The organism is Streptomyces sp. NPDC045678 (assembly GCF_056432085.1).
In genome coordinates, this window is the sequence record NZ_JBWKJS010000009.1 from 176,823 (window position 1) to 193,829 (window position 17,007).

Here is a 17,007-nt window from a genome sequence, read left to right on the forward strand (position 1 = left end):
CCCTAGGCCAGCGCGTGCCTGACCCTGCGCCACAGCGCGGGCGCCACACTGATCACCACGGTCAGCGCGACCGCCACCGCCACGCCCTCCCACGGCTCCTTGAAGAGGGAACCGCCGAGGATGCCGATCAGCTGGTACGTCACCGCCCACGCGAGACACGCGGGCACGTCCCCGCGGGCGAACCGGCGCAGCGGCATCTTCGCCATCAGACACGCCAGCATCACCGGGATCCGGCCCGCGGGCACCAGCCGCGAGAGGACCAGGACCATCACCCCGTGGTCCGCCAGCTTCGCCTGTGCCTGCGCGAGACGCTCCTCCGGCGCCCGGTCACGGATCGCCTCCAGCCAGCGCGACCCGTTCTTCGAGCTCATGCCGCGCCGCCCCAGCCAGTACAGGGCGACGTCCCCGAGGAACGCGGCGAACGCCGCGACACCGAAGACGATGAGCAGCGAGAACGGCGCCGTCTGATGGAAGGCCACCACCGCCGCCGAACTGACCAGCGCGCCCGTCGGCACCACGGGCACCAGCGCGCCGACCGCCACGAGCAGGAACAGCGTCGGATAGCCGACGGCCTGCTGCGTACTCTCCGGCGTCACCTGGGCCACTGAGGCAAGCATTACCTGGACACCTCCGGCAGCACGCTCTCTCCGTGCGCGAGCCGGTGCACCGACACCTCGGGGGCGAGCCGGGCCGCATGACGCACGAACTCGTGCCCCGGCGCGTGGAACTCATGCGGACGCACCGCGTCCATGCCGATGGGCCAGTACGTTCCGTAGTGCACCGGAACCGCGCTCCGCGGCCCGATCCGTGCCAGCGCTCGCGCCGCGCGTGCCGCGTCCAGGTGGCCGTGGCCCAGATACGGGCCCCAGCCGCCCACCGGCAGCAGCGCCACGTCGACGGCGCCGACCTCGTCGGCCATCCCGTCGAACAGTCCGGTGTCCCCGGCGAAGTACGTGCGCGCCTCGCCCTCCACGACGTAGCCGAGCGCGGGCGAACGGTGCGGGCCGACGGGCAGCCGCCGCCCGTCGTGCAGCGCGGACACCACGCGTACGGTGACGTCGCCGACCGGGATCTCGTCACCGGGCACGACTTCGGTGAAGCGCAGGTGCGGCAGCCTGCGCCGCAGCCCCGGGAGCGAACGTGCCGTGCCGTGCGGGACCAGGGCGCGGGTGCCGGGCGCGAGCCGGGCCAGCGAGGGCACGTGCAGGTGGTCGGCGTGCAGGTGCGACAGGAGCACGACGTCGGCGACCGCCGCGTCCGGCGGCGGCAGGGCGCCCCTGCGCCGTCTCAGGTGCGCGAGGCGGCGGGCGAACAGGGGGTCGGTCAGTACGCGGACGCCCGAGTCCTCGACCGTGCATGTGGCGTGACCCCACCATGTGACCTCGACGGGCACCCGGTTCCTCCTTCGTGCGACTGTCTCCGAGCCTACGGCCAGGAGTAGGGTCGGCGGCCTGGGACCGAAGGTCAGGGGGACGCCGTGGAGGATGCCGTGGGCACCGCCGTCGTGGGCGCCGTACGTGTCGCGGCGATCGCCAGTCTGACCCCCTTGGAGGAGCTGGAGGCCGACCCCTTCCTGGTCGACTCGCGCAGCCAGCACGCGATGTGCGCGCGGTGGGCCGCCGCGCAGGGATACGTGATCACTCGCGAACTCGTCGTACGAGGAGTGCGCACCGATCACGCCGTGCTGTGGGGCGACGTCGAGGCCGGCCTCGTCGACCTCTTCGTCGTGCCGAGCCGCAGGGTCCTGGAGCGGGCGCTGCGGTCCGCGGACGAGTTCACGGCGGAGTGCGCGCGGCGGGGGGTGCGGGTCGAGACGGCGGGGCTTGCGGAGCCCGCGTACGACTCGCGCATGAAGGCGAGCGTCCATCGGCGGCTGTCCATGCCGACCGCGGGGTACGACGGCTGCTGACCGGCGCCCCTCTCCGCCGCTCCGCGGCGTGCTTCTGCGCCGCTCCGCGGCGTGTATCCCCGGCGCTCCGCGCCGTTGGCTCCGCCGCTCCGCGGCGGTTCTCCCACCCGCCCGCCCGTACTCCGCACCGCAGCACCCGGTAGATCTCCGCCGCTCCGCGGCGGTGTGGCACGCTGGGGGCACATCGGGGGTCGGGAAAGGGCTTGACGTGGGGCGATGGCGGAGAGTCGGCAGCGCCCTGTGGCGCGTCGTGGCGGTATGGGCCGTCAGCACGCTGACGATGCTCGTGCTCGCCGGCCTCCTGCCGGACTTCAAGCTCCAGTCGGCCGACGGCGACAGCGCCACCCGCATCGCGATCACCGCCGCCCTCGGCGCCGGTGCCTTCGGCCTCCTCTCGGTCCTTGTGTGGCCGCTGCTCGTGCGGGCCCTGCTGCTCGTGCCCGCGCTCGTGCTCGGGGTGCTCGCGTTCTTCCTGAACGGGTCGTTGCTGCTGCTGGCGCTGAGCCTCATCCCCGAGGGGCGTGGCGAGGCCGGTGCCGAGACCGCCGTCGTGGTGGCCGCCGTGATGTCCGCCGTCGCCTCGGCGACCGGCGGCGCGCTCGCCGTGCGGGACGACGACGCGTACCGGCGGCGGCTGTACCGGCTCGCCGACCGGCGACGCCGCCGCCGTCCCGACGGCACTCCCGGGCCCACCACCCCCGGCACCGTCTTCATCCAGCTCGACGGGGTCGGGCACGACGTCCTGACCGGTGCCGTCGGGAGAGGGCTCATGCCGACCGTCGCGCGCTGGCTCGGCGACACGGGGCCCGCCACCCACCGGCTCACTCCGTGGCGTACCGACTGGTCCAGTCAGACCGGTGCCAGTCAGCTCGGCATCCTGCACGGCTCGAACCACGACGTGCCCGCGTTCCGGTGGTACGAGAAGGACACGGGCGAGGTCATGGTCATCAACCGGCCCGCCTCCGCCGCGGAGCTGCAGCGGCGGGCCGTCGCGCGGACCGGTGACGGGGGGCTCCTCGCCGTGGACGGCGCGAGCCGCGGCAACCTGTTCAGCGGGGGCGCGGAGCAGCTCGCCCTCGTGCTCTCGATGGCGGCGAGGAGGGGGAAGGAGAACCGGTCGCGGGCGGGGTACTTCGCGTACTTCTCCGATCCCGCCAACGCCGTCCGTACGGCGCTCTCCTTCGTCGCCGAGGTCTTCCGCGAGATCGGCGAGTCGACGGCCGCCCGGTTCAAGCGGCGCCGCCCCCGGGTGGGCCGCGGCGGCCTGTACCCGTTCATCCGCGCCTTCGCGACCGTCGTCGAGCGTGACGTCGTGGTCGCCGCCGTCATCGGGGACATGCTCGCCGGGCGCAGCGCGGTCTACGCCGACCTCGTCGCGTACGACGAAGTGGCGCACCACTCCGGTCCCGCGGGGAAGGACGTCGACAAGGTGCTGCGGCGGCTCGACCGGTCGCTCGCGCTGCTCGACCAGGTCGCCGACCACGCGCCCCGCGCCTACCGGATCGTGGTGCTCTCCGACCACGGGCAGAGCCCCGGTGAGACGTTCCGTACCCGCTACGGCCTGTCGCTCGGCGACCTCGTCCGGGCCGGGTGCGGGCTGCCCGTGCCGCGCAAGGCGCGGCGCACGCACAGTGGCGCGGAGGCCAGGGCGGCCGTGCGGGCCGCGCTGCGCAGGCCCGTGGAGGAGGGCGCGGAGCAGCGCAGGCCGGTGCGCCGCGCCGAGCCGATCGTGCTGGCCTCCGGCAATCTGGGGCTCGTGTCGTTCCCGGATGTGCGGCATCGCATGACGCGCGAGGAGATCGACCTCAGGCATCCGGCGCTGCTTCCGACGCTCGCCAACCATCCGGGCGTCGGCTTCCTCCTCGTGCGCAGTGCGACTCGGGGCGCGCTGGTGCTGGGGGCGCGCGGCGCCGAGGTGTATCTGGACGAGGACCCGGCCGATCTCGGGCCGCTCGCCGACTTCGGGCCCGGCGCCGCGGAGACCGTGCGGCGCACCGACGGCTTTCCGCACGTCGCGGACATCATGGTCAACTCCTGGTACGACCCGGACGACGGGGAGGTGCTCGCCTTCGAGGAGCAGATCGGTTCGCACGGCGGCCTCGGCGGGGCGCAGTCCCGGCCGTTCCTGCTGTCGCCGCTCGTGCTCGGCGATCCGGTGGCTGACGGCGGGGAACTGGTCGGTGCCGAGGAGGTCCACCGCGTCCTGCGGGACTGGCTGGGAGAGGGCTCGGGGCCGGAAGTGCCGCTGTCCGTCGACGTGAACGATTCCCTGTCCGGTGCGCCGGACAGCACAGCTTTTACTGTTCCCGGCCGCGCTGTGCAGGACAAAACACTCTGATTTGTGGGAGCGTCCGCCGTGCCCGACCATGTCTTCCGCCCGGCGATCCCGGGCGCCGGGCACGACGAGAGGCGCACCACCCCATGCACGACACCGGAACCGCGGCACCGTCGGATCCGGCCCCTGACCAGGGAGAACCCGGCCGGAGCGAATCCGGCAAGGGCGAATCCGGCAAGGGCGAACCCGGTCAAGGAGCAACGGCGCAGGCGGCGAGCAAGCACGCCCGGCGCTTCGGACTTCCCATCGCCACCTGCCTCGTCATGGGGAACATCATCGGCGGCGGCATCTTCCTGCTCCCGGCCTCCGTCGCCCCCTTCGGCACCATCAGCCTCGTCGCGTTCGCCGTCCTGACCGCGGGCGCCATCGCCCTCGCGCTCGTCTTCGGACGGCTCGCGGAGCGCGATCCGCGGACCGGCGGGCCGTACGTCTACGCCCGCGCCGCCTTCGGCGACTTCGCGGGCTTCCTGGCCGCCTGGTCGTACTGGATCACCACCTGGGTGTCCAACGCCGCGCTGGCCGTCGCCGCCGTCGGCTACCTCGACGTCCTGATCCCGGTCAACGACCACAAGTGGTCGGCCTGCGCGGCCGCGCTGGTCCTGCAACTCCTGCCGGCGCTCGCGAACTTCGCGGGCACGCGGTATGTGGGCGCCGTCCAGCTGGTCGCCACCGTCCTGAAGTTCGTGCCGCTGCTGCTCGTCGCGGTCGGCGGTCTCTTCTTCTTCGACAGCGCGAACCTCGGACCCTTCCAGGCGAGCGACGACAGCCCGATGGGCGCCGTCTCGGCCGCCGCCGCGATCCTGCTCTTCTCCTACCTGGGCGTGGAGTCCGCCGCCGTCAGCGCGGGCGAGGTGCGCGACCCGCGCCGCAATGTCGGGCGGGCCACCATCCTCGGCACCCTCGGCGCGGCCGTCGTGTATCTGCTCGGCACGCTCGCCGTCTTCGGAACGGTGGCGCACGACAAGCTGGTGGCGTCCACCGCGCCCTTCTCGGACGCCGTCGACGTCATGTTCGGCGGATCCTGGGGCGGCACCGCGGTCGCCTGTGCCGCGCTGGTCTCGATGGTCGGCGCCCTCAACGGGTGGACGCTGCTGAGCGCGCAGACGCCGTACGCGGCGGCCCAGGACGGCCTGTTCCCGAGCGCGTTCGGGAAGAAGAAGCGCGGTGTGCCGACGGTCGGCGTGCTGGTCACCGTCGTGCTCGCCTCGCTGCTCACCGTCTACAACTACACGGCGGGCTCGGGCGGCGTCTTCGAGTCCCTCGTCCTGATCACCACGTTCACGGCGACGGTGCCCTACCTCCTCGCCACCGTCGCGCAGATCTACTTCCTGGTGTCCGGGCAGCGCGACCGCGTGCACCGCGGGCGTCTCGTGCGGGACGCGGTCCTCGCGGGCGTCGCGTTCGCGTTCTCCATGTGGCTGGTCGCCGGGTCCGGGTACGCGGCCGTCTACCAGGGCGTGCTGTTCCTCTTCGTGGGTGTGCTCGTCTACGCGTGGATGGCGGCCCGCAAGCAGCGGGCCGCCACCGAAGGTCACTGAGAGCGCCTACCTCGCCAGTGGCGCGACGACCCAGCGGCGTGTCTTGAACATGCTGTCCTTCGAGCCGATCTCGATCAGCTTGCGGGCCGCCGGATAGGCCTCGTTGCCCTCCATCTCATAGCCGACCTCGAACGTGCCGGGCACGTCCGTGACCTGGGGCTGCCGCTCCGCCGTCGCCCGCTGCCCGGACTCGTCGGCGGTGATCGCGGCGAGTTCGGCGAGCAGTTTCCGCTGCGCCGCGTCGAGCGCCTTGCGCGGGTCCCGCTCCAGCGGTGCCGCCGTCGCCCTGCCGCCCTTGGGCGGCGGGGGCGAGACCTCGGTGCTCGGCTCGCGCGTGACGCCGGTGGCCCGGCGCGTGGCGATCTGCGCCTGGACGGCCGTGCCGTCGTTGTCGAGACCGACCCGGATCAGGCCGCGGCCCGGCGTGATGACGGGCACTCCGTCGAAGACCTGCCGGAACGTCACGTGTGTCTGGAGCGACACGGGGCGCCCGACCTCGGAGCCGTCCTTCGTGCCGGAGTTCTGCATCAGGTCGTGCACGCCGTCGACGACGAGGTCGGCGCCGTCGGCGTACCGCTCGGCGAACGCGCGCGCCGCCTCGATCGCCCGCTCGGTGGGCAGCTGCTGGGTGTTGCGGTGGTTGGGCTCGGCGAGCCGCACCCAGCGGACGCCCTCCGGGCCCGTGGAGATCACACGGTCGCCGGAGGACGCGTTGAGCACGCCGAGCCCGTCGACCTGGACCTCCTGCAGCGCCGCCGACGGGAAGTCGGCGAGCTGTCCGAGCGTGCCGAGTTCGGCGCTCGGCTCGCGGGGCGCCAGCTGGATGATCTGCTGCTGCCCGGGAAGCTGGGCGAGCGGCTCCCTGATGCCTTCGCGGGCGTAGTACCAGCGCCACGCGTACCAGTTGTCCGGCACGTGGTCGCGGTAGAAGTTCCGCTCCGTGTTGAGGCGGTTGGTGGCCTCGGCCTGGGTGGCGCCGACGGCGCACACGGAGGGCGCCTGGCCGTGGTAGATGTCCCAGCTGGCGTTGAGCCAGGCGTCGCAGTACGTCTGCCCGGACCGCCACTTCTCCCAGAACTTCTTGCCGTAGTCCGGGCTGTCGATGCTGACCGTCTCGAACCCGAAGATCATCCGGAAGCCGATGTTGGGTCCGGCCCAGGTGCGGATCGGGGAGTGCCCGCCGAGGACGCGCAGCGAGGTGCACGTCGACCAGAAGACGTAGTTCGCCTTCTCGTTGCCGAGCGCCATCCGGTTGGAGATGGCGTCGCTGCGGCCGTCCCAGACGGCGCCGAGCGGCGCGAAGAAGACGCCGTTGTTGTCCATGCCGCCGTGGCCGGAGTGGTAGACGGCGACGACCGCGTCCATGCCGTAGCGGTCCTGCCAGTTGTCGTACGTCTCCTCGTACGCCCACACCTGCGCGCCGCCGTCGGCGAACCAGAAGTTCCGGTCGTAGAACTGCTGGAGGTACGCCAGCCAGCCGGTGGCGTCGCCGTGGGTGTGGGAGAGCGAGGACTGGTTGACGAACTTCTGGATGCTGAAGGCACCCCACCAGCCGAAGGTCGAGTCCCGGTCACCCGCCGCTCCGGGCTTCTCGGGTTCGAGCGGAGACGGACCGTGGTCCGAGTAGTTGATGCGCATGGCCATACCCCCTGAGAGGATCTCCTCGTTCTGTGCGCGAGGGGGCCTCAAAGTGTCACCGCAGACGCGCCTTGCCCAGTTGCCATTCCGGCCATTGGCCCCCTGCCACGGACCTGTTCCCGCACCTCAGAGGCCCCTGTGGCGCGGCGCCGCACACAACGTGTTCGTATCGGCCGACGCGTACCTGCGCCCCTTGCTCGAACACCCCCGTCGGCCCGCCGCGCCCCGCGCGGCCCGTTTTGATCCGGAGTGTGATCGGATGGGGGCAACGGAACTTCCGTTCACGGATCCGCATTGAAGGGAAACGCATCGTGGCTACCACGCGCTCCGCGCACACGGTCTGGGAAGGCTCTCTGACGGAGGGTTCGGGCACCGTCACCTTCGACTCCTCCGGCATCGGGGAGCAGGCGGTGTCCTGGCCGTCGCGCGCCGAGGAGGCGAACGGCAAGACCAGCCCGGAGGAGCTGATCGCGGCCGCCCACTCCAGCTGCTTCTCCATGGCGCTGTCGCACGGTCTGACGGGTGCGGGCACCCCGCCCAGCCGGCTCACCACCTCCGCCGACGTGACCTTCCAGCCCGGCACCGGCATCACCGGCATCCACCTCACCGTCGAGGGCACCGTTCCCGGGCTCGACGAGGCCGGCTTCGTCTCGGCCGCAGAAGACGCCAAGGCCAACTGCCCGGTGAGCCAGGCGCTGTCGGGCACGACCATCACGCTTTCGGCCAAGCTGGCCTGACCTCGCGCCCGTTGACAGTGCCGTCACCCCTGTCGGGGTGGCGGCATTGTCGTGTGCGGCATTGACATCAGCCCGCTCAAGTTTTGTGATGGAGAACGGAGTAGACCGGGAAACGGGGGACGTGAGCTCGCGGCGGAAGGGACTGGACCATGGCACGTGCGGTCGGGATCGATCTCGGGACGACGAACTCAGTGGTGGCCGTGCTGGAGGGAGGTGAACCCACCGTCGTCGCCAACGCGGAGGGCGCGCGCACCACGCCCTCCGTCGTCGCCTTCGCGAAGAGCGGCGACGTCCTGGTGGGCGAGGTCGCCAAGCGGCAGGCCGTCACCAACGTGGAGCGCACCGCACGCTCCGTCAAACGCCACATGGGTGACGGGGGTTGGCGCTTTCCGGAGAACGGCGACGTGGACGGCACCCGCTACACCGCGCAGGAGCTCTCCGCGCGCGTCCTGCAGAAACTCAAGCGCGACGCCGAGTCCTATCTGGGCGAGGACGTCACCGACGCGGTGGTCACCGTGCCCGCGTACTTCGACGACACCCAGCGCCAGGCCACCAAGGAGGCCGGCGAGATCGCGGGCCTCAACGTCCTGCGCATCGTCAACGAGCCGACGGCGGCCGCCCTCGCGTACGGCCTGGACAAGGGCGACGACCAGACCGTCCTCGTCTTCGACCTCGGCGGCGGCACCTTCGACGTCTCGCTCCTGGAGATGGGCGAGGGCGTCATCGAGGTCAAGGCCACCAACGGCGACACGCAGCTGGGCGGCGACGACTGGGACCAGCGGATCGTCGAGCACCTGGTGCGCCAGTTCAAGAACGGGCACGGCGTGGACCTCGGCAAGGACAAGATGGCGCTGCAACGCCTGCGCGAGGGCGCCGAGAAGGCCAAGATCGAGCTGTCCTCATCGAGCGAGACGGACATCAACCTGCCCTACATCACGGCGTCCGCGGACGGCCCGCTGCACCTCGCGGAGAAGCTGACGCGCGCCCGGTTCCAGGAGCTCACCGCGGACCTGCTCGACCGCTGCAAGGCCCCCTTCCACCAGGCGGTGAAGGACGCGGGCGTCAAGCTCTCCGCCGTGGACCACGTCATCCTCGTCGGCGGCTCCACCCGCATGCCCGCGGTGACGGACCTCGTCAGGGAGCTCACCGGCAAGGACCCGCACAAGGGCGTCAACCCCGACGAGGTCGTCGCGCTCGGCGCGGCGCTCCAGGCCGGGGTCATCCGCGGTGATGTGAAGGACGTGCTGCTGCTCGACGTGACCCCGCTGTCCCTCGGCATCGAGACCAAGGGCGGCATCATGACCAAGCTCATCGAGCGCAACACCACGATCCCCACCCGGCGTTCGGAGACCTTCTCCACCGCCGAGGACAACCAGCCGTCGGTCGGCATCCAGGTCTTCCAGGGCGAGCGGGAGATCGCCGCGTACAACAAGAAGCTCGGCGTCTTCGACCTGACGGGCCTGCCGCCCGCTCCCCGCGGCGTCCCGAAGATCGAGGTCACCTTCGACATCGACGCCAACGGAATCATGCACGTCTCCGCGAAGGACGAGGCCACGGGCCGCGAGCAGCGCATGACGGTCACCGGCGGCTCCGCGCTGCCCAAGGACGACATCAACCGGATGGTGCGGGAGGCCGAGGAGCACGCGGAGGAGGACCGCAGGCGCCGCGAGGCGGCGGAGGGCCGCAACCAGGCCGAGCAGCTCGTCTACCAGACGGAGCGCTTCCTGCGGGAGAACGGGGAGCGGGTGCCGGTGGACACGAAGAACGAGGTGGAAGCAGCGGCGGCCGAGTTGCGGGACGTCCTCAAGAACCGGCCCGACGACACGACGGCCCTGCGCACCGGCGCCGAGAAACTGGCGACGGTGAGCCAGAAGATGGGGCAGGCGATGTACGCGAATTCCGGCGGGGGCGCCCAGCAGGAGACGCCCACGGAGGCCCCCGCCGAGGAGAGCGTGGTGGACGCCGAGATCGTGGACGAGGACGACAGGAGTGCCGGGGAGAAGAGCGACGGGGAGAGGAGCGACGGGGGGAAGGGCGGCGCCCAGTAGGTGCCGCGGGGGCGGGCGGGGGTCACGAACCCGTCCGCTCCCAGCCCCGCCGGTCCGGCCGCGCCCCGACCCGCTTCGGGTCCCGGCTGCGATACACCACGTACGGCCGGAACAGGTACTGCACCGGCGCGCTGAACATATGGATCAGCCGGGTGAACGGCACCAGGGCGATGAGGGCCATCCCGACCACCGCGTGGATCTCGTACAGCACCGGCACCCCCGTCATCCTGTCGATGTCCGGCTGGAGCGTGAACAGGCTGCGCGCCCACGGTGCGATGGACGTGCGGTAGTTGTAGCCGTCGCCGGACGCGTGCGTCAGCTTGGCCACCATGCCGAGCACGATCGCCGCGAACAGCACCAGGTACATCAGCTTGTCGTTGGCGGTCGTCGCGCGGAACACGGGCGTGTTGGTGCGCCTCCGGTAGAGCAGCAGGAGGATGCCGAGGACCAGGAGGACGCCGGCCGCCGTGCCGCCGTAGAGCGAGAACAGGTGGTACGTGTGTTCCGTGAGGCCCACCTTGTCCGTCCACGACTCCGGCAGGAACAGCCCCACCAGGTGCCCGACGAGCACGAAGAGGATGCCGTAGTGGAACATCGGCGACGCGATGTTGAGGAGCTTCGACTCGTAGACCTGGGACGAACGGGTCGTCCAGCCGAACTTGTCGTAGCGGTAGCGCCAGACGATGCCCGCGACGAGCAGGACGAACGCGACGTAGGGGAGCACGCCCCACAACAGGGTCTTCATGAGGAGCGCTCCCCGACGAGTGCGAAGGGCTGGAGTCCGACGTCCTCGCGCGGCGGCCCGGAGCGGGCGAGGGCCTGTGCCTCCGCGCGGTCCTTGGGCGAGGGTCCTGGCAGCGTCGCGCACACCGCGTCGAGGACCGCCGCGTAGGGCGTGCCGAAGTCGGTGAGCGCGATCCGCAGCAACTCCAGGCCGCTGCGGTGTTCCTGGAGGAGGGCGGGGCCCGCGTGCGCGGAGAACTCCAGGACGGCGGGCAGGAAGTCCGGCAGTTCCTCGCCCGTGAACTCCATGCCGTGCTCCCGGTAGACCTCCTTGAACCGGACCAGGGCCATGCCGCGGCGCCGCGTGTCGCCCTCGCGCCACCAGCTCAGATACAGGCTGTGGCGGTTCTTGAAGTCGAAGACCCGGACGTAGTGCGCGGCGAGCTCCCGCGGGTCGGTCGTCTCGACATGGCCGAGGAAGCCGTCGAGGCCGGCGGGGGCGGCCGCCCGCAGCAGGGGAAGCCGCTCGTGGAACTCGTCGTCCGGGTAGGCCAGGCAGAGCGCCGCCGCCTGGTACAGCACCGCGTGCCGCGTCACTGGTCGTCCTCCTTGGCCGCGTGCGCCTTGTCGGCCGCGCTGGGCTGTTCGTCGGCGGTCTGCCGGTCGCGCAGCGTGTGGAAGTTCTCGATGGTGACCAGCGGCAGGTTCCTGCGGCCGGAGTCCTGGCCGAAGGGTCCGTCGTCGCCCATCCCGGGGCCGCCCTCGTAGTCGAGGCTGCACGAGTCGGGGAGCGCGGACTCCTCCAGGCGCTGGGCGTCGGCGACGGCGGCGGTCGGGATGACGTACCGGTCCTCGTACTTCGCGATGGCGAGCAGCCGGTACATCTCCTCGATCTCCTGTCCCGTCATGCCGACCGCGTCGGCCGTCGAACTGCCGGGCGTGTCACCGAGGTTGATGGCCCGCATGTGGGACCGCATCGCCGCGAGCTTCTCCAGCGAGGCCCGTACGGGGCCGACGTCCCCCGCGGTGAAGATCTCCGCGAGGTATTCGAGGGGGATGCGCAGCGTGTCGATGGCGCCGAACAGGTTGCCCAGGTCCTCGCCGTCGTGGCCGGTCTCCGTCAGCGCGTCCACCACGGGGGAGAGCGGCGGGATGTACCAGACCATCGGCATGGTGCGGTACTCCGGGTGCAGCGGAAGCGCCACCTTGTACTTGCTGATCAGCGCGTGCACGGGGGAGCGGCGGGCCGCCTCGATCCAGTCGTACGAGATCCCGTCCCGCTCGGCCGCGCGCCGCACCTCGGGGTCCTCGGGGTCGAGGAAGACGCCCAACTGGGCCTCGTACAACTTGTGTTCGTCGGGCTCGGAGGCGGCAGCCGTCACCTTGTCGGCGTCGTACAGGATGACGCCGAGGTAGCGCAGCCGGCCCACGCACGTCTCCGAGCAGACCGTCGGCAGGCCCACCTCGACGCGCGGGTAGCACATCGTGCACTTCTCGGCCTTGCCGGTGCGGTGGTTGAAGTACACCTTCTTGTACGGGCAGCCCGTCACGCACTTGCGCCAGCCCCGGCAGTGGTCCTGGTCGACGAGGACGATGCCGTCCTCCGACCGCTTGTACATCGCGCCGGACGGGCAGGACGCCACGCACGCCGGGTTGAGGCAGTGCTCGCAGATCCTCGGCAGATAGAACATGAACGTCTGCTCGAAGGCGAACTTGATCTTGTCCGTGACCTGTTGGCGCGTCTTCTGCACCATTGGGTCGAGGTCGCCGTGCTCGGTGGCGCCGCCGAGGTTGTCGTCCCAGTTCGACGACCACTCGATCTTCATGGGCTTGCCGCTGATCAGCGAGCGCGGCTCGGCCACCGGATAGTCGTCGCCGAGCGGGGCGTCGGTGAGGTTCCGGTACTCGTACGTCCAGGGCTCGTAGTAGTCCTTGATCTCCGGCAGCTTGGGGTTGGAGAAGATCTCCAGGAGCGACTTGAGGCGGCCGCCGTTCTTCAGCTTCAGGGCGCCGCGCTTGTTCAGCTCCCAGCCGCCGCGCCACTTCTCCTGGTCCTCGTAGCGGCGCGGGTAGCCCTGGCCGGGGCGGGTCTCGACGTTGTTGAACCAGACGTACTCCATGCCGTCGCGGTTGGTCCACGCCTGCTTGCAGGTGACCGAACAGGTGTGACACCCGATGCACTTGTCGAGGTTCATCACCATCGCGATCTGAGCCATGACGCGCATGTCAGTACTCCACCTTCTGCGACCTGCGGCGGATGACCGTCACCTCGTCGCGCTGGTTGCCCGTCGGACCCAGGTAGTTGAACGCCCACGACAACTGCGCGTACCCGCCGATGAGATGGGACGGCTTGAGGATGAGGCGGGTCAGCGAGTTGTGGATGCCTCCTCGCCTGCCGGTCGTCTCCGTCCTGGGCACGTTCACGGTGCGTTCCTGCGCGTGGTGCATGAAGACGGTGCCGGCCGGCATGCGGTGCGACACGATCGCCCGCGCCACCACCACACCGTTCCGGTTGACCGCCTCGATCCAGTCGTTGTCCTTGACGCCGATCGCGTCCGCGTCCTGCGGCGCCATCCAGACGCACTGGCCGCCGCGGGAGAGGGACAGCATGAACAGGTTGTCCTGGTACTCGGAGTGGATCGACCACTTGTTGTGCGGCGTGAGGTAGCGGACGGTCACCTCACGCTCGCCGTCCGGGCCGAGCCGTGGCTCCCCGAACAGCCGGTTCATGTCCAGCGGCGGCCGGTAGACGGGCAGCGCCTCGCCCAGCTCGTGCATCCAGTCGTGGTCGATGAAGAAGTGCTGGCGCCCGGTGAGCGTGTGCCACGGCTTGAGGTGCTCGGTGTTGAGCGTGAACGCCGTGTACCTGCGGCCGCCGGACTCGCTGCCGCTCCACTCCGGCGAGGTGATCACCGGGACGGGCGCGGCCTGCGTGTCGGCGTACGTGACGCGCTTGCCCTCGTGCTCGGCGGCCAGGTGCGCCATCTCCTGCCCGGTGCGCGCCTCCAGGGTGCGGAAGCCCTGGGTGGCGAGGCGGCCGTTGGTCGTCCCGGACAGCGCGAGGATGGTGTTGGCCGCCTTCACCGCCGTGTCCAGGGCTGGCCGCCCGTCCGCGGGACCGCCGCGCACCACGCCGTTGCGTTCGCGCAGCTCGTCGACCTCCTGGTCGGGGTGGAGCGCGATGCCCTTCGCGGGCAGGCCCAGCCGCTCCACGAGCGGGCCGAGCGCGGCGAACTTCGCGCCGATCGCGGTGTAGTCGCGCTCCACGACCGCGAGGTTCGGCATCGTCCTGCCCGGCACCGGTTCGCACTCGCCCTTGCGCCAGTCCAGGACGACACCGCCGGGCTGTGCGATCTCGCCCGGAGTGTCGTGCTGGAGCGCGGTGGCGACGACGTCCTTGCGCACGCCCAGGTGGTCCACGGCCAGTTCGCTGAGCCGGTCGGCGATGGCGCGGAAGGTGTCGAAGTCGGTGCGGGCCTGCCAGGGCGGGTCGACGGCCGGGGTGAAGGAGTGCACGTAGGGGTGCATGTCCGTGGTCGACAGGTCGTGCTTCTCGTACCAGGTGGCGGCGGGCAGCACCACGTCGGACAGCAGCGTCGACGACGTCTGGCGGAAGTCGAGGGAGACGAGCAGGTCGAGCTTGCCCTCGGGTGCCTCGTCGCGCCAGGTGACCGTGGAGGGCCGCTCGTCCGGTTCCGCTTCCGCCGCCCGCAGCGACGAGTGCGTGCCGAGCAGGTGCTTCGTGAAGTACTCGGCGCCCTTCGCGGACGAGCCGAGCAGGTTGGCGCGCCACAGGGTGAGGACGCGCGGCCAGTTCTCCGGCGCGTCGGGGTCCTCGCAGGCGAACTTGAGGGTGCCGGACCTGAGTTCGTCGACGACGTTGGCGACGGGATCACCCGTCACCGCCCCCAGGTCGAGGGAGCTGCGGTCGAAGGTCGGATAGGACGGCATCCACCCCGTACGGGCGGACAGGGCAAGGCAGTCGGCCCCCGTCATCCCCGCGAAGCGCCCCTCGCCCAACGGCGACGCGAGCACGTCCGCCGCGAACCTGTCGTAGCGCCACTGGTCGGTGTTGAGGAACCAGTAGGCGGCCCCGATCATCTGCCGCGGCGGCCTGCTCCAGTCGTTGGCGCTCGCGAGCGTCGCCCAGCCCGTGACCGGGCGGCACTTCTCCTGGCCCACGTAGTGCGCCCAGCCGCCGCCGTTGCGGCCCTGGCAGCCGGTGAGCTGGAGCAGCGCGAGGAAGGACCGGTAGATCGTCTCCGAGTGGAACCAGTGATTGGTCCCCGCACCCATCAGGATCATGCAGCGGCCCCGCGACTTCTCGGCCGTCGCGGCGAACTCCCTTGCGATCTTCACGCACTTGGCGGCGGGCACGGAGGTGTGGACCTCCTGCCAGGCGGGCGTGCCGGGCGCGTCGGCGTCGTCGTACGAGGCGGGCCACGCGCCAGGGAGCCCCTCGCGCCCCACGCCGTACTGCGCGAGCAGCAGATCGAAGACCGTCGTCACCAGCGGCCCGTCCTGCCCGCCGAGCCGGGTCGCGGGCACCCCGCGCCGCACGACCTCGCCGCGTCCCTGGCCGTGCGTGCCGCCCTCGGTGTCGAACCGGGGCAGCAGCACCTCGACGCCCGCCGCGTCGCCCGCGCCGTGCAGCGTCAGGAGTGGCTCGATGTCACCCAGCTCCAGATTCCACTTGCCCTTGCCGGACTCGTTCCACCGGAACCCGAGGGAGCCGTTCGGGACGGCGGCGCGCCCGGTGCTCTCATCGAGCACAACGGTCTTCCACTCACCGCCTTCACCGCCGTCACCTCCCTCTGCTCCCTGTGGCCCCTGTGCTCCCTCTGTCCCCTCGCCGAGGTCGGAGGCGCGCAGGAACTTGGAGGGCACGTACGCGCCGTCCCGCTCGGTGAGCGTCACGAGGAAGGGCAGATCGGTGAACCTGCGCACGTAGTCGTCGAAGAACTCCGTCTGCCGGTCGACGAAGAACTCCTTGAGGATCACGTGCCCCATCGCGAGGGCCAGCGCGCCGTCCGTGCCCGGGTGCGGGTGCAGCCACTCGTCGGCGAACTTGGCGTTGTCGGCGTAGTCGGGCGCCACGACCACGACCTTCTGCCCGCGGTAGCGTGCCTCGGCCATCCAGTGCGCGTCGGGCGTCCTGGTCACCGGCACGTTGGAGCCCCACATCATCAGATACGCGGCGTCCCACCAGTCACCCGACTCCGGTACGTCGGTCTGGTCGCCGAACACCTGCGGCGAGGCGACGGGCAGATCCGCGTACCAGTCGTAGAAGGAGAGCATCGGCGCGCCGATGAGGCTCATGAAGCGGGCACCGGCGGCGTGCGACACCATGGACATGGCGGGGATGGGAGAGAACCCCGCGACACGGTCGGGCCCGACGGTCTTGATGGTGTGAACGTGCGCGGCCGCGATGATCTCGACGGCCTCGTCCCAGGTGGCCCGCACGAGTCCGCCCTTGCCGCGCGCCTGCTGATACGTCCGCCGGCGCTCCGGATCACCTTGGATGTCGGCCCAGGCGAGGACCGGGTCCTTCAGCCGCCCCTTCGCCTCCCGGTACATCTCCAGGAGGACACCGCGCAGATACGGGTAGCGGACGCGCGTGGGGGAGTACGTGTACCAGGAGAACGCGGCGCCCCTGGGGCAGCCGCGCGGCTCGTACTCGGGGCGGTCGGGGCCGACGCTCGGATAGTCCGTCGCCTGCGTCTCCCAGGTGATGATGCCGTCCTTGACGTACACCTTCCAGCGGCAGGATCCCGTGCAGTTCACGCCGTGCGTGGAGTGCACGACCTTGTCGTGGCTCCAGCGGTCACGGTAGAACGCGTCGGCGTCCCGCCCCCCGGTGAGCCGGACGCTGTGCAGGTCAGGCGCGGCGGCACCGCGCCGGAAGAACTTCCCCGCCCGCAGCAGGGCGGCGGCGGGCTCGGTCGTCTCTGTCACCGTGAAGCTCCCTAGGTCTGCCTCCTGTCGAACCTAGGGGCGGGGGCGGCGCGGCACCTTTCGGCTTCGGCCGTACGGGTGCGCGAGGTGTTCGAGGGGCGGCCCCGGCATTACCCCGGACGTA

General features: G+C 71.0%; 12 protein-coding genes. 5 read left to right on the forward strand and 7 right to left on the reverse strand.

Annotated features, from left to right (window positions below):
* Positions 1 to 2: 2 nt before the first annotated feature.
* Entirely contained in the window at positions 3 to 617 is a 615-nt protein-coding gene (locus AC07DO_RS29760) for a DedA family protein (RefSeq protein WP_479063808.1), read from the reverse strand.
* On the reverse strand, positions 617 to 1,393 hold the full coding sequence (locus AC07DO_RS29765; RefSeq protein WP_479063809.1) for an MBL fold metallo-hydrolase: 777 nt from the start codon (positions 1,391 to 1,393) through the stop codon (positions 617 to 619). Before AC07DO_RS29765 ends, AC07DO_RS29760 begins: the two co-directional genes overlap by 1 nt.
* A 111-nt stretch (positions 1,394 to 1,504) precedes the next feature.
* Between AC07DO_RS29765 and AC07DO_RS29770 the strand changes: the two genes are divergently transcribed.
* From AC07DO_RS29770 to AC07DO_RS29780, 3 genes are all read left to right on the forward strand, one after another.
* Positions 1,505 to 1,909, forward strand: a complete 405-nt coding sequence (locus AC07DO_RS29770; RefSeq protein ID WP_479064190.1) for a hypothetical protein — start codon at positions 1,505 to 1,507, stop codon at positions 1,907 to 1,909.
* Positions 1,910 to 2,189: 280 nt separating this feature from the next.
* Positions 2,190 to 4,247, forward strand: coding sequence for an alkaline phosphatase family protein (locus tag AC07DO_RS29775; protein WP_479064193.1), 2,058 nt, complete (start codon positions 2,190 to 2,192; stop codon positions 4,245 to 4,247).
* A gap of 83 nt (positions 4,248 to 4,330) precedes the next feature.
* Complete coding sequence (locus AC07DO_RS29780; RefSeq protein ID WP_479063810.1) at positions 4,331 to 5,782, forward strand: amino acid permease; 1,452 nt, start codon at positions 4,331 to 4,333, stop codon at positions 5,780 to 5,782.
* 6 nt (positions 5,783 to 5,788) lie between these two features.
* On the opposite strand, the gene AC07DO_RS29785 is transcribed toward AC07DO_RS29780, so the two are convergent.
* Entirely contained in the window at positions 5,789 to 7,420 is a 1,632-nt protein-coding gene (locus AC07DO_RS29785) for a DUF6345 domain-containing protein (RefSeq protein WP_479063811.1), read from the reverse strand.
* Positions 7,421 to 7,731: 311 nt separating this feature from the next.
* Here AC07DO_RS29785 and AC07DO_RS29790 point away from each other — a divergent pair, with 311 nt between their 5' ends.
* Positions 7,732 to 8,157: an OsmC family protein gene (locus tag AC07DO_RS29790; protein WP_479063812.1), complete on the forward strand. Its 426-nt coding sequence runs from the start codon at positions 7,732 to 7,734 to the stop codon at positions 8,155 to 8,157.
* 149 nt (positions 8,158 to 8,306) lie between these two features.
* Positions 8,307 to 10,205 carry a molecular chaperone DnaK gene (gene dnaK / locus AC07DO_RS29795; protein WP_479063813.1) on the forward strand — a complete coding sequence of 633 codons (1,899 nt, stop codon included), beginning with the start codon at positions 8,307 to 8,309 and terminating at the stop codon, positions 10,203 to 10,205.
* A gap of 22 nt (positions 10,206 to 10,227) precedes the next feature.
* Here dnaK and narI read toward each other — a convergent pair whose 3' ends face one another.
* From narI to AC07DO_RS29815, 4 genes are read right to left on the reverse strand one after another with little or no spacing between them, the layout of a single operon-like run.
* Complete coding sequence (gene narI, locus AC07DO_RS29800; RefSeq protein ID WP_479063814.1) at positions 10,228 to 10,950, reverse strand: respiratory nitrate reductase subunit gamma; 723 nt, start codon at positions 10,948 to 10,950, stop codon at positions 10,228 to 10,230.
* Positions 10,947 to 11,525: a nitrate reductase molybdenum cofactor assembly chaperone gene (narJ, locus tag AC07DO_RS29805; protein WP_479063815.1), complete on the reverse strand. Its 579-nt coding sequence runs from the start codon at positions 11,523 to 11,525 to the stop codon at positions 10,947 to 10,949. Before narJ ends, narI begins: the two co-directional genes overlap by 4 nt.
* Positions 11,522 to 13,153, reverse strand: coding sequence for a nitrate reductase subunit beta (narH, locus tag AC07DO_RS29810; protein ID WP_479063816.1), 1,632 nt, complete (start codon positions 13,151 to 13,153; stop codon positions 11,522 to 11,524). Before narH ends, narJ begins: the two co-directional genes overlap by 4 nt.
* Position 13,154: 1 nt before the next feature.
* On the reverse strand, positions 13,155 to 16,883 hold the full coding sequence (locus AC07DO_RS29815; RefSeq protein ID WP_479063817.1) for a nitrate reductase subunit alpha: 3,729 nt from the start codon (positions 16,881 to 16,883) through the stop codon (positions 13,155 to 13,157).
* Positions 16,884 to 17,007: the final 124 nt, after the last annotated feature.